General features: G+C 64.2%; 10 protein-coding genes. 2 read left to right on the top strand and 8 right to left on the bottom strand.

Annotated elements, in window-relative coordinates; genetic code table 11:
• Positions 1 to 96: 96 nt before the first annotated feature.
• Entirely contained in the window at positions 97 to 1,503 is a 1,407-nt protein-coding gene (gene fumC, locus O9Z63_RS16855; RefSeq protein ID WP_270126524.1) for a class II fumarate hydratase, read from the bottom strand.
• An 87-nt stretch (positions 1,504 to 1,590) separates the two neighbouring features.
• Entirely contained in the window at positions 1,591 to 4,623 is a 3,033-nt protein-coding gene (locus O9Z63_RS16860) for a DUF7948 domain-containing protein (RefSeq protein WP_270126525.1), read from the bottom strand.
• Between the two features lie 299 nt (positions 4,624 to 4,922).
• On the opposite strand from O9Z63_RS16860, the gene O9Z63_RS16865 reads away from it, so the two are divergent.
• Positions 4,923 to 5,201 carry a hypothetical protein gene (locus O9Z63_RS16865; RefSeq protein WP_270126526.1) on the top strand — a complete coding sequence of 93 codons (279 nt, stop codon included), beginning with the start codon at positions 4,923 to 4,925 and terminating at the stop codon, positions 5,199 to 5,201.
• Positions 5,202 to 5,345: 144 nt separating this feature from the next.
• Here O9Z63_RS16865 and O9Z63_RS16870 read toward each other — a convergent pair whose 3' ends face one another.
• The 6 genes from O9Z63_RS16870 to O9Z63_RS16895 form a co-directional block, all read right to left on the bottom strand.
• Positions 5,346 to 6,713: a TonB family protein gene (locus O9Z63_RS16870; protein WP_270126527.1), complete on the bottom strand. Its 1,368-nt coding sequence runs from the start codon at positions 6,711 to 6,713 to the stop codon at positions 5,346 to 5,348.
• Positions 6,700 to 7,311 carry an RNA polymerase sigma factor gene (locus O9Z63_RS16875; RefSeq protein ID WP_044015269.1) on the bottom strand — a complete coding sequence of 204 codons (612 nt, stop codon included), beginning with the start codon at positions 7,309 to 7,311 and terminating at the stop codon, positions 6,700 to 6,702. Before O9Z63_RS16875 ends, O9Z63_RS16870 begins: the two co-directional genes overlap by 14 nt.
• A 98-nt stretch (positions 7,312 to 7,409) precedes the next feature.
• Positions 7,410 to 7,949 carry a DUF6252 family protein gene (locus O9Z63_RS16880; RefSeq protein ID WP_270126528.1) on the bottom strand — a complete coding sequence of 180 codons (540 nt, stop codon included), beginning with the start codon at positions 7,947 to 7,949 and terminating at the stop codon, positions 7,410 to 7,412.
• Positions 7,950 to 8,173: 224 nt separating this feature from the next.
• The gene (locus tag O9Z63_RS16885) at positions 8,174 to 9,625 is read right to left on the bottom strand and encodes a T9SS type A sorting domain-containing protein (RefSeq protein ID WP_270126529.1); all 1,452 of its coding nucleotides are present in this window, start codon (positions 9,623 to 9,625) and stop codon (positions 8,174 to 8,176) included.
• 13 nt (positions 9,626 to 9,638) lie between these two features.
• Complete coding sequence (locus O9Z63_RS16890; RefSeq protein ID WP_333490319.1) at positions 9,639 to 10,328, bottom strand: phage tail protein; 690 nt, start codon at positions 10,326 to 10,328, stop codon at positions 9,639 to 9,641.
• 32 nt (positions 10,329 to 10,360) lie between these two features.
• Entirely contained in the window at positions 10,361 to 11,953 is a 1,593-nt protein-coding gene (locus tag O9Z63_RS16895) for a hypothetical protein (RefSeq protein ID WP_270126531.1), read from the bottom strand.
• A 302-nt stretch (positions 11,954 to 12,255) separates the two neighbouring features.
• Here O9Z63_RS16895 and radA point away from each other — a divergent pair, with 302 nt between their 5' ends.
• On the top strand, positions 12,256 to 13,638 hold the full coding sequence (gene radA, locus O9Z63_RS16900) for a DNA repair protein RadA (protein ID WP_187317007.1): 1,383 nt from the start codon (positions 12,256 to 12,258) through the stop codon (positions 13,636 to 13,638).
• The last annotated feature ends 42 nt before the right edge of the window (positions 13,639 to 13,680 follow it).

Below are 13,680 nucleotides of genomic sequence, written 5' to 3' on the forward strand. Positions count from 1 at the left end.
GGGGAGTACGCCGTAAAGATGCCGAAAAAACAAAACGCCGCTGCCTGGAGTAAGGCAGCGGCGCTTTGTATTAGCGGGACGAACCCGCTGTAAGCACTACTTCTTGATTTCGCCTACCATATCTTCGGGCTTGAGCCACTCGTTGAACTGCTCCTCGGTGAGGTAGCCGAGTTGGAGGGCGGTTTCCTTCAGGGTCGAGCCGTTTTTGTGGGCCGTCTGGGCAATTTCGGCGGCTTTGTAGTAGCCGATGTGGGGGTTGAGGGCCGTTACCAGCATCAGCGACGAATCAACGTGCTTCTTGATGTTGGCTTCCAGGGGCTCGATACCCACGGCGCATTTGTCGTTGAACGACACGCACACGTCGCCGATGAGGCGGGCCGAGTGCAGGAAGTTGTAGATCATCACGGGCTTGAACACGTTCAGCTCGAAGTGGCCGTTCATGCCGCCGATGTTGATGGCCACGTCGTTGCCCATCACCTGGGCGGCTACCATCGTCATGGCCTCGCACTGGGTGGGGTTCACCTTGCCGGGCATGATGCTGGAGCCGGGCTCGTTGTCGGGAATGTGCAGCTCGCCGATGCCGGCGCGCGGGCCCGAGGCCAGCAGGCGAATATCGTTGCCGATTTTCATCAGCGAGGCGGCCACCGTTTTCAGCGCGCCGTGGGCTTCCACGATGGCGTCGTGGGCGGCCAGAGCTTCAAACTTGTTTTCAGCGGTGATGAAGGGCAGACCGGTGAGGTCGGCAATGTGCTTGGCCACGTTCTCTGAGTAGCCGGCGGGCGTGTTGATGCCGGTGCCTACGGCGGTGCCGCCCAGCGCCAGCTCCGAGAGGTGCGCCAACGTGTTCTTGATGGCGCGCAGGCCGTGGTCGAGCTGCGACACGTAGCCGCTGAACTCCTGGCCCACCGTCAGCGGGGTAGCATCCATCAGATGGGTGCGGCCGATTTTGACGATGTGCATGAACTGCTCCGACTTCTGCTTCAGCGTATCGCGCAGCTTCTCGATGCCGGGAATGGTGGTTTCCACCAGGATTTTGTAGGCCGCAATGTGCATGGCCGTCGGGAACGTGTCGTTGCTCGACTGCGACTTGTTCACGTCGTCGTTGGGAGCCAGCACTTTCTTCTCGTCGGAGAGGCTGCCGCCCTGCAGTACGTGGCCGCGGTAGGCCACCACCTCGTTCACGTTCATGTTGCTTTGGGTGCCCGAGCCGGTCTGCCACACCACCAGCGGAAACTCCTTGTCGAGCTTGCCGTCCAGGATTTCGTCGCACACGCGGCCAATCAGCTCGGCTTTGTCGGCAGGCAGGATGCCGGCGTCGCGGTTGGTGAGGGCGGCAGCTTTCTTGAGGTAGGCGAAGGCGCGGATGATTTCCTTGGGCATCCGGTTGATGTCCTGGGCAATCTGGAAGTTGTCGATGCTGCGCTGGGTCTGGGCGCCGTAGTAGGCGTCGGCCGGCACCTGCACGGTGCCCATGGTGTCTTTCTCGGTGCGGAACTGCGTCATGCTTCTTGTGGGGTGAGAAGAGGATGAGGTGACAGGTAAGGATGGGGCAAAAGTACGGAAGGCCTGCCGAAGAAGCGGCGCGCCGGCCTACTTCACCACTTCCACCCAGCCTTTGCTGGCCGGCGTGCAGAACAGCTCGTTTTCCAGCGTGTAGTAGTAGACGCCGGCCGGCTGCTCGGCGGCGTTCCAGTCGTTGCGGTAGTTGTCGGTGGCGTATACCTGGCGGCCCCAGCGGTTGTAGAGGCGCAGGCGGGTGCCGGGCTCCAGCACATCCTGGTCGGGCTTGAAGAAGTCGTTGTCGCCGTCGCCGTTGGGCGTGATGACGTTGGGCGGCAGAATGGGGCGCCGCAGGTTCACGGTCACGGTTTTTTCCTCGGTGCAGCCGCCCTGCGTGACGCGCACCGTGTAGCGGCCCGAGGTGGTGGCCACAATCTCCGGCGTAGTAGCCTGCGTCGACCAGAGGTAGGTGCTGCCGGGCGCGGCCTGCGCCCGCAGCCGCACGCCGCCGCTTACGCAGCCCGTGGTGTCAGCCGGCAGCCTCGCCAGAGCCGGCTGCAGCACCACGGTACTGTCGCGGGTGGTGCAGCTGCCGTTGCTGACCGTCACGACATATTTGCCGGGCTGCGTGATGCGGATGCCGGCGGTGGTGGCGCCGGTGTTCCAGCGGTAAGTAGTGCCGGGGCTGGCGGCGGCCGTCAGCGTGAGCGAGCCGCCGGGGCACAGCACCTGGTTGCGGGGCAGCGTCACCGTTGGGCGGCTTTTCACACGCACCGTCACGTAGGTGGTATCGTTGCGCGAGCAGCCCGTGCCGGTGCCCAGCGCCACCAGCCGCACCCGGTAGGTGCCGGGGTTCTGGAACAGGTGCACCGGGTTCTTGTCGGTGCTAGGGGCCGTGCCGTCGGCGAAATTCCAGAGGAAGCTGCTGCTGCCAGTCGAGGTGTTGGCAAACGTGACCGTAGCCGGCGCGCAGACAGAGTCGACGGCGGCCACGGTGGCCTGCACCAGGGTACTGGCGCTACTGGCCTGGTCTATCTTGAACGTCAGCATATCGAACCCGGAGCTGCGGCGGATGGGAGAGTAGGCCGAAACAGTAGTAATAAAGCTGCTTGTGGTACAGATGCTGTGGTAGAGCTTCCCCTGCGCATCGAAGCGGTGCGCGGGGCCATGCGCGTGCTGCACCGACGGGCCGAAATACGAGCCAAACAGTCGGGCGTTGCCGGCCGCGCTGAGGGTGGTCAGATATACGCCGCCCGTGGTGCCGGTGCCCGGCAGCGGGTTCAGCAGCGGCTGCCCGCCCCCATCAAAGCCCGCCAGATGGATATTGCCGCAGGCATCCACGCCCAGCGCAGTAGGCTGGGAGAAGGAGAAGTTAACCGGCTTGGCCAGAAAGAACTGGCTGGTCAGGGCCTTGTTGAGCTTGGCAACAAACACGTTGCCCGCCAACGCCAGCGCGCCGGGCGTGGCTTCCAGGACACCGACACCGCCGGCGGTGCCGCACACCACCACGTTGCCCTCCGCGTCGAGCCCCAGCTTTTGTACCTGGTCGATGCCAAGCAGGGAGCCTATAAACGTGGAAGCCAGCAGCGCACGGCCATCGGCCTGCAGACGCGCCACAAACCCGTCGCCGGGAGCGGCGTAGGTGGTGCGCAGCGCGCCGGGCGTTACCGGAAAGTCGGGGGCATTGGTAGCGCCGGCCACCAGGATGTTGCCGTTGGTTTCCACCTGCAGGCTGTTGGCCGTTTCGGCATTGCCAACGCTGCCGCCCAGAAACGTGCTCCACTGCAGCGTCGTCAGCGACTGGCTGAGGCTGGCTACCAGCACGTCCTGGCCGCTCAGCGTCCGGTCGTAGGCCCCGGCGGTGGTCGGGAAGTTGTCGGAAGTGGTGTTGCCGGTCACGACTACTCCGGTACTGGTCAAGGCCAATTCGGTGCCGTAATCAGAGTAGAGGCCGCCCAGATACGTGGACCCCAGCAGCGACGTGCCGGTAGCATTGAAGCGTGTAATGGCCAGATCGACATTGCCGTTGGCCGAGGGGTCGTAGCAGCCGGCTGTCACCGGGAAGTTGCTGGACGAGGTCTGGGTGAGAACGTACAGGTCGCCCGTTGCCGAGGTGCGCAGGGCCCGCACTTCATCCACCCCGGCGCCGCCCAGGTAGGTGGCATACAGCAGCTGCGAGCCGGTAGGGCTGAACTTGCTGATGGCTACTTCCGTGCCCCCCTGATAGGCATTCTGGTAGGCGCCCGGCGTCACGGGAAAGCCCGGAGTCTGCGCGAAGCCGGCGGAATAGATGTTGCCGGCGGCATCGTAGCCGCTGGCCGCGCCCCAGGTTTCGCCGGCGCCGCCCGAGTAGGTGCAGGCCACCACCGCCGGGTCAATCACCAGGGTTGTGGCGGGGTCGTAGCCCTGCGGAAACTCGTAGTGCAGCAGGTTGCCGCTGAGGCGGTAGCGGCAGGGCACCGCGCGGCGCTGCCCCTGCACGAGCTGATAGGCGTAGGGGCGCTGCTCCACCACATCTGTCACGGAGGTGTGCACCAGCAGCGTGCCGTCGGGCTGCACCTGCAGGCCGTCGGTGCCGCGGTAGCGCAGGGCAATGGCTTCGGGGTGGCCGCCGGGCTGCACCTCAAAATCGTACTTCAGGCCGCCCGGCTCGGTGCCGTACACGCGCAGGTCGGTGCCGGGGTAGAGGCCGGAGTAGCGCACCTCCCCGAACAACGCCACGTTGCTGGCCCAGCGCGCCGGGTCGTTGCCGAAGAAGTAGTTGTGGTAGGTTTTTTCCTGCTCCCGGCCCACTGGCGCCCCAGTGGGCGCGGCATCCACAAAATCAACGAACACCGCGTGCCCGCGGACAGGCACGGCCGGAGCCGGCTTGGACGCGCGGCTGGTCGTTTCGAGGGCGTCGTGGGCCCGGCGCAGGTCGGCGGCGCTGTGCCAGTCGTAGACGAAGCCGCTACAGGTCAGGTAGACGCTGCCACCCGGTATTTCGGCCCGAAACTTCACCGGGTCTGCCCATTGCTTCCGGTTTTCGACAAAGTGCAGGCCAGAGCCGGCATAGGCGGAGGGGCCGGCCAAGGTGGCCAGCAACGCCAGGGCCTGCGGCACCCGGCGGGATAGTAGTGACATAATGCTTGGTAAAGGATAGAAATCGGGTGTAAGGTAGCAAGTAATCAGACACAAGCATCGAGTATTTAGATTACAAGCAACTGCCTTTAAAACAGGAATTTGACGATAATTCAACTACTCACTACCTGTAAATCAGCACGTAAACCAGATGCTCTGGCACTGGCGCCGCCACGCTTGTTCCGGGTGTACACGGTTCGGCCCGGGCGGCACGTCAATCCCCAAATTATGCGCGGCCCGGGCATAGCCCCGGCACTGGCCGGCTGCGTATACACCGGCACATCACCAGCCTATACTTTCCCATGAAAAAGACCTTCGAAGACGAATCCGACGCCCTGTCGACCTCGCCCGCCACACCGACCGCCCACCAGGACGCCGCCGTAACGCCGCCTAACCACGAAAACCAGGAGTCCACCAGCACCCGGATATCCGCCACCGCCGAAACGCCCGTGCCCACCGCCGGCAACGGTGCCCCCGACTACAGCCAGGTAGAGCTGAAAACCGAGCCCGAGCTACCCACCCCCGATAAAGCCGGCGGCAGCGCCACCGAGCCCGAAAGCGGCGGCGGCTACAGCGGCTAACGGCGTATTAGCGGGTAGTTACCGCCCGTCATGCAGAGGCCGGCGGCCAAAGCGTCTCGCCAGTGTAGTAAACTAATTCTACTACACCGGCGAGATGCTTCGGCCGCCGGCCTCTGCATGACGTTGTATTATTCAACTATCACGCTACCGCTGCACAATCTTGAACGGCACGTCAACCACGACTTTGCGGGCTACGCGGCGGTTGCTTTGCACGGCCGGAAACCAAGCCGGGCCCGCCTGCAGCAGCCGGATGGCTTCTTCATCGCACTCCGGCGACACTTTGCGCAGCACCTTAAAGTCGCTCAGCTTGCCATCGGTGCCTACCATGAACTGCAGGCGCACGGTGCCTTCCAGCCGTTCGTCCAGGGCTTTTTGCGGGTAGTCGAGGCTGTCGCGCAGGTACTTGCGCAGGGCGGGGTAGCCGCCGGCCGGGGTGGCGCCGATGCTGGGCAGCAGCGGCGGTGCCTCGCGACGCACCACTACCACCTCGCTCAGCTGCCGGCTATCCGGCGCCAGCGCCAGGGCCAGCGTGGAGTCGGAGGGACGCAGGGTGCGGGTCTGGGCGACGTAGCCGACGGAGCTGACCGCCAGCTGTGGGGCCGCGGCCGGCACCTGCAGCGAAAACGCCCCGTCGGCGTTGGTGCTGGTGGCAGTCTGGGTGCCAGCTACCAGCACGGTGGCACCGGGCAGTGGCTGGCCGCTCGTATCCGTAATGCGGCCCTGCACGGTGCGGGTAGCCGGCGGAGCCACCGGCGCGGCCGTTACCGAAACGCCGGCTACGCGGGCCATTTTAGCTTTGGCTGCTGCCGGAGCCGCGGCCGCCGCCACCGACTTACTTTCCACAGTATCCGGCGCGGCCACGGCAGCCACGTCCATCATGCTGCCCAGGCCAGAAACCTGACTGCCGGACGCAAGATCAGCCGCCGGAGCGGGCACTTCGGCATCAGACACTACTATTGCCCGCTGCCGCATTGGCGCTGCCGGTGGCCGCCGCAGCGGCGAGGCCGGCGCAGCAGGCGGGATTACAACTGCCACATCAGAAGCGGCGGCCGCCGGCTCGGCGGGCTGCACGGTGGCAGGCGCGCCGGTGGGTTGGCGGGCGGCGGCTTTCGGGGCTGTGCGGGCCGCTATGTTGGGCGCGCTGCTGAACCGACTGACTGCCAGCCAGCCCACCACGCTCAACGAAATCAGCAGCACGGCCGCTGCCGCCAGCGGCCGCCACGCCCACAGAGGAACTACGGCGGATTCGGGGGCAGCTTCAGGGGCCAGCTCGGCTACGCGGGTGTGCAGGCGCTGGCGTAGCGCGGCCAGGCTGGCCTCGTGGGCGGCGGCGGGCTGCAGCTCCAGGCCTTCCAGCATATCGGCGCACACGGCGCAATCCAGCGTGTGGGCTTCCACGGCGTGCTCCTCGGCCGGCGGCAGCTGCCCGGCCACGTACCGGCGCAGCTGCTCCACCGGCAGGTGGGCGCCGGCCGGGGCAGAGGGTGCGGAGGTTGGGTTAGGGCGAGGCATCGGAGGCGGAGGCTTGCAGGAGGCGGCGCAGGTTGCGCTTGCCGTTTTGGAGGTGGCTTTTTACGGCGTTGAGGTCGAAGCCGGTGAGGGCCGCCACTTCGCGGTAGCTTTTCTTTTCAAGGTAAAACAGCTCCAGGCACTGGCGCTGACCGGGGGGCAGTTCGGCGAGGGTGTGTTCCAGCTGCTGCAGGTGCTGCTCGTGCAGCTCGGCGTCGGCGGGGTCGTCGGCGGTCAGATGCCGGGCCGCTACCGATTCCATACCGGCCTCGTCGGAAAAGTGCACCAGCGCGGGGCCGGCCCGTTGGCGGGCCCGCAGCACCATCAGGCAGTGGTTGCGGGCCGTGGCGTGCAGCCAGGGCGGGAAGTTCTCCACGGTGTGCTGCCGCAGCTTGGGCACTAGCTGCTCGAATAGCTGCATCACGGCATCCTGGGCATCGGCTTCGTCGCGGAGGTAGCGGCGGGCAATGGCCAGCACGCCGCTCATATGCCGCTCGTAGAGCACGCCCAGGTCGGCCACCTCGCCCTGGGCGTGGTAGCGCCGCAGCAAGTCCGCATCGGACAGCTCGGCAGCAGCAACAGGACGACGACGAAACAACATAGCGCAACGGCAGGGCCAGCCAGCGGCCCACAGGTTCCGCCAAGATACGGGCAGCGCGGCGTTTAGCGGCGCAGGTAGCCGGAAAGTGGCAAAGGTGATTACAGCTTCTTATCGAAGCGGCCTTGCGTGACGCGGATGGAGTCGCAGCCGGGTTTGTAGAGCGTGAAGTCGAACGTACCGGAGACGATACCGGCCTGCAGATCTAGCCGGGTGATAGTCAGATTGCCGCGTCGATAGGTAACTGCAGAATCTGTACTGCTCCAATAACAGTTGGTCTTCCGGTTTAAAAAGCCTGCGGCGGCACTTGATGAGTTTGCAAAGTAGAAAGTGCCGACACCCTGTATTCCTTTTGCCCAGACAGAAATCGTTTGGAAATCATTAGCGCCCTGTCCGTATATCCTGTACGTGCTAATATTTATTATCCCCCCACTCGGGAATAGGTCATACGACACTGTGTAATTAGCTGTACCATCGTTCCCCTGTGGTGTCCAAGCTTCCCCATTCACAAGGCAGCCGAAGGTGTTGGCGCCGGTTTGGGTGACGGGTGGTAGCCGGGCTTCGGGCGAAGGGTCGTTGTCCTTGCACTTGGAGCATTGCGAGAGCAGCAGCAGGGCCGCGTAGAGGAATAGTTTGCGCATAGAAATTCAGGCGAAATCCAGGATACTTGATTACCCATACTGTAGCCCGGCCTACCAGCCGGAGGCAATGCAGCGAGGCCACCAGGCCAGGCGAGCAGGGCGCAGATACAAAATATCCGTAAGCTATTGATTTTGCGCACACATACCCCACTTGGGTCAGCGGCCAGCCAACAAAAAAGCGCCCCCGGTTAGGGGCGCTTTTCAACCGCTTGCCAGCGCAACACCTACTCGCGCACCAGCTTTACAATCTGCTGCTGCCGGGCCTGGCCCACCGATAGCAGATACAAGCCCTGGGGTAGCTCGGCAGCGCGGGGCAGCGCCTGCTCGTTCCAGCCGGCTTGCACTGGCCGGGTTTCCTGCCACAGCAGGCGGCCGGTGGCCTCGTGCACGCGCACCGTGATGGTACCAGCCTCCGGGGCCTGCACGCGCAGCGTGAGCTTGCCGTTGCGGTGTGGGTTGGGGAAAGCCTCGGCCAGCAGCTTAGGCGTGGCGCCGGGCACCTGCACCGTCCGGACGGGCGAAGTGGTGGTGGTGCCATCCTGGTCTACCTGACGCAGACGGTAGTACACGGGGCTGGCCTGATAGCGGGCCAGATTCCGGTCGAGGAAACGGTAGTCGGAGCGCTGGCTGGTGGTGCCGCGGCCATCCACCTGCCCGATACGGCTGAACGTGCGCCCGTCGGCGCTGGCTTCCACCTCAAAGCGGGCGTTGTTTGTTTCCGAGGCCGTAGTCCAGCGCAACAGGCCGTCTTCGCCCTGGCGCTCAGCCGTGAACTCTACCAGCTCTACCGGCAGCGGATTGGCCGAGTTGCTGACCGTGAGCAGGCCCAGCACGGTGGTGCTGAACGAGAAGCTGCGGCTGCTGGGCGTAGTGGTGGCGGCCGCCTGCGCCCCGGCTTTCTGCCAGGACGAAGGCGTAGCAGCCTGCCACGCCTGCATCGCCGCGAAGCTGCTCAGGCTGTTGTCGTTCTCGGGCAGCCAGTCCAGGGTCACGGCCACGGCCGAGTTGGGGTTGTTGCCGCTGGTGATGGTCCAGATCCGGTCGATGCCTTTAAAGGCGGGAGCCGCCGTATTCTGGCCGTAGCTCACGTTGGGCAGCAGCAGGCCCGCGGTGCGCTTCACCGTTACGGTACCCAGGTTGTTGCCGGGGTTGAGCGTGGCGCCGTTGCCGAAGTTGGTGGTGCTGTTTACGCCGGTGCGCGTCACCTGCAGGTTGCCCTGCACGTAGCGGCCCGGCGCTTCCCCGCTCACGGAGGCTGTGTTGGGCAGCAGCACCGTAGCGGTGGTGGCCGTCTGCACCATACCACTAGTGAGCGTGAGCTGCTGCGTGATGGTCAGGTCGGCCGGAACGCTCACCACGTTCTGGCCCGCCGGGCCGGTGTTGGCTATTTCCAGCTGCGCGAGGCTGGCGCCGCCGGAGGTCAGGCTCTGGTTGGCGGTGCCCACCGCCCGCACCAACCCTGCCGACGTGAGCGTGCCAGCGTTGGTCAGATTGCCGCCGACCAGCACGGTACCGGCATTGCTGAGCGTGCTGCCCGCCTGGTTGTTCAGAGCGCCTGGCACGTAGAGCGTCGCGCCGGCCGGCACCGTCAGGACAGCGCCGTTGTTGGTCAGGCCCTGGGCCGCCAGCGGGCCGGCCGCCAAACCCAGGGCCAGAAGAGAGTAGAAAGGCTTCATACCAGACAACGCCTTAGTTCCGAGGCGGAAAAACCCCTTCCAGCGCAATGCAGAAGTTGATGCCCAAATACGGCGGCATGATAGAGTGGGGCTGGCTCGCCCCGGCTACCCCGATGCTCTGCGGAGCCAGCGTGGCGCCAGCGGTGCCGGTTGCGTATTGCGTGCCGCCGCGCCCATCGTTAGCCAGGAAAGCTCCATCGGGAGAGGCCGAGGTGCCAGAGGCGGTGGTAGCTACCATCTGATGGGTGTGGGCCGGCATCTGGCTGGAAAGCAGCGTTACGCTTTCGGCGCCAGCTTTCTCACCCAGCGCGTGCGGGCTGAGTCCTGGCCCTGTTGACGCGCCGGCGTGCATAGGAAAACGGCCGCGCAGGTCTGGTAGGCCAAAATTCTGAATACCATTTCCGCCGTATGTCGTTCCGAGGATAGAGAACAGGGCGGTATACTGCGAAATAGACAAGAGCTGACCTTCGCAAAACGCGTATCCTCTGGGTGGAAAGTTGCCGGCAAACAGCATGATTTCACCAATAAAAGGATCTGCGCTTTGCACCGAGGCCGTACCACGGGTGCCGGCGGCTGCAGTGCCAGCCAGCAGGCCGCCGCCCAGCAGGGCGCCCAGGCGCTTGAGCCAGCCACGGCGCTCGGGCTCAGCAGCAGGAAGAGAAGAGGCCGGTACAATGCCGGCAGGAGTAGCGAGAATTCGCATATTCAGAGAAAAAGAAGGTCGGAAGAAAAGGATTAGTTGACACGGAACCAGCCACTGGTGGTGCCATTCACGATGTACACGAACTCCGCCGCGAAATTGGGCAGCAGGTTACCCGTGCCGCTGGTGCTAATCAGGCTCACGGCCTGCGCATCCAGGTTGGTGACCAGCAGCGTCTGGCCGTTGGTGCCGGCGCCCAGCGTGATGGTGCCGTTGCCGGTGCTGGCATTGTCCGTCAGTACCACTACGCCGGTGGTGGGTGCCAGCGAAGCGTTGCCGGTGCCAGGCACGGCAAAGGTGCCGGTCGTCTGGATGTTGGTGGCAGTAGAACCAGCGGCTGGGGTCTGCCATGTAGCTAGGCCGCTGGCGTCGGAGGTCAGAACTTTACCGGCACCAGGCGCGCCGCCCGTAATCTTCACTTGCCCTGCCACTTCCAGCTTCGCGCCGGGGTTTGTCACGCCGATGCCGAAGTTGCCGTTGTTCAGGAAACGGGCCCACTCGGTCGCAGCATTGCCCTGCGTTACGCCACCAAACCGGATGCCCGCGTTGCCCCCGCCCAGGCCCTGCTGGTTGAGCAGCCAGGTTTCGCCATCACCGCCGGAGCGGTTCCACTCCAGAAATGCGCCCTGCTTGCTGATGGCAGTGGCCGAAGAAGCCGAAATGCCCCCGGCTACCTCCAGCGCCTGCGCCGGGTTCGTAACTCCGATGCCGACGTTGCCGCTGGTTAGCAGACGCATCACATCGCGGTAGTTCTGGGTGGGGTCGCCGTAGCTGCCTTGGGCGCTGCTGCCTACACGCAGCGACAGGCCGCCTTCGGCCCCGCCGGCATTCACAAAGGCCGTGACGCCATCGTGGGTGAAGTAGAGATGGTCCCAGGCAGCATTATTGCGCAGGCCAATGGCGCCAAGCGCGTCCAGTGTGAGGTCCGGCGTAGTGCCGATGCCCAGGCGGCCTTCCTGGCTCAGGGTCATGAAGGTGGCGCTACGGGCGGAAGCGGCGTCGTAGCTCACCCATTGAAACTGCTTGCCGCCCAGCGCTGGCACCCCAAACGTGAGGGTGTTGGCTTCCATGAACAGGCCCCAGCGGCCCAGGCCGTTGTAGGCGCCCGAAGTAAACTTGTCCCAGCCGCGCGTGATGAGCGGCGCATCCGCCTGGTTCAGTGCAATGCCTTTAGCCGAGGTGGCGAACTGCGTGCCGTCGATGTCGAGGCGGAGCTTCTCGGTGTTGTTGGTGCGCAGCACCAGGTCCTGCGCATCAGTAGTTCCTACAAAGTTTGACGCCGGGGTAGTACCGGCATTGCCGGTGCGCAGCCAGCTTTGGGCGCTGGTGCCCGAGCCAATGCCCAGCGGCAGCCACTGCCCGCCCTGAAAGTACCAAAAGCCCGGCTGAGTGCCATTGGTCTGGTACACGAGCATCCCCTGGCTGGTGGTGGTGAGGGCCGTGCGCTGGGCTTCCGTCATGCGCGGAACCAGCAGGCCCTTGTTGGCCCCTGTGCCCGCCGAAATATCCAGGGCGGCGTTGGCATCGGGGGTGGTAGTGCCTACGCCAACTGCGCCAGTCTGCGCCAGCGCTGAGTAAGACAATCCGCTGAGGCCGACGCCAAGTAGCAGACGGTAATAGTGTTTCATACTTGAACAAGTAAAGAGAAGAGAAAACCGATCAGAAGACTGATGCTTGGAACCAGCCCACGCAATAAGGCAAAAATACTATATAGAAGGTATTATTCATTTTATTATTCGAGTTATTATATAAGTATTCGCTTCGACACTATCCTGCCCACCGCAGGGCGGATTTGGGCTTACTCCGGCTGTAAAGGCTCATATACTACCGTCCATAAAAAGCGCCCGGGAAACCTGCCGCCAAATGCCGTTCTTGCTAAACTTTTTGGCGCAAATTTGCCTTACACCCATTCTCCCCAACCTGTTTAGGAATGGCCAAGCTCAAGACCTTATTTTTCTGCCAGAACTGCGGCGCCCAAAGCGCCAAATGGCTCGGCCGCTGCGCCAGTTGCGGCGAGTGGAACACTTACGTTGAGGAAGTCATCCAGAAGGAAGACAACTCGGCGGCCGGCTCCTGGAAAGCCTCCACCACGGTAGGCACCACCAAGGCCGCCAAGCCCCGCGTCATCTCCGAAATTCACTTCGAGGAAGAGTCGCGCTTTGATACCAACGACGGCGAACTGAACCGGGTGCTGGGCGGCGGACTCGTACCGGGCTCCTTGGTGCTCATCGGCGGCGAGCCGGGCATCGGCAAAAGCACGCTCATGCTCCAGATTGCCATGAGCCTGACGCAGATGAAGGTGCTCTACATCTCGGGCGAGGAAAGCGAGCAGCAGATCAAGATGCGCGCCGAGCGCCTCGGCGAGCAGCACCCCAACTGCTACATCCTCACCGAAACCAACACCCAGAACATCTTCAAGCAGATCGACGCGCTGCAGCCTAACGTGGTCATCGTCGATTCCATCCAGACCCTGCACTCGCAGTTGGTAGAGTCGGGGGCGGGCTCGGTGAGCCAGGTGCGCGAGTGCACTCAGGAGCTGCTCAAGTACGCCAAGGAAACCGGCGTGCCGGTGCTGCTGATCGGCCACATCACCAAGGACGGCTCCATTGCGGGCCCCAAAATCCTGGAGCACATGGTGGACACCGTGCTGCAGTTTGAGGGCGACCGGCACCTGAGCTACCGCATCCTACGCACCACCAAAAACCGCTTCGGCAGCACCTCCGAGCTGGGCATCTACGAGATGCAGGGCTCGGGGCTGCGGCAGGTGAGCAACCCCTCCGAAATCCTGCTCTCGCAGCGGGCCGAGAGTCTGAGCGGCATGGCCATCGGGGCCACGCTGGAAGGCAACCGGCCGCTGCTGGTGGAAGTGCAGGCCCTCGTGACACCCGCCACTTACGGCACGCCCCAGCGGTCGGCTACGGGCTTCGATGCCAAGCGCTTACAGATGCTGCTGGCAGTACTGGAGAAGCGCAGCGGCCTGCGCCTCGGCCAGCACGACGTGTTCCTGAACATTGCCGGCGGCCTGCGCCTCGACGACCCCGCGCTGGACCTGGCCGTGTGCGCCGCCGTGGTGTCGTCGCTCAACGATTTGCCCATCCGGGGTGAGGTGTGCCTGGCGGCAGAGGTGGGGCTGAGCGGCGAAATCCGGGCCGTGAGCCGGCTCGACCAGCGCCTGAGCGAGGCCGAGAAGCTGGGCTTCGCCGAAATGTACATCTCGCAGTACAACGCCCGCGGCCTCGATCTGGCCCGATATGGGATTCGGGTGCAGCCGGCGGGCCGTCTGGATGAAGTATTGCAGGGTTTGTTTGGATAAATCCGCCAAAAACCCGGGGTGGTAGTCCGGTACGAAAAAAAG

Origin of the sequence: Hymenobacter yonginensis (assembly GCF_027625995.1) — a bacterium.
Taxonomy (GTDB): domain Bacteria; phylum Bacteroidota; class Bacteroidia; order Cytophagales; family Hymenobacteraceae; genus Hymenobacter; species Hymenobacter yonginensis.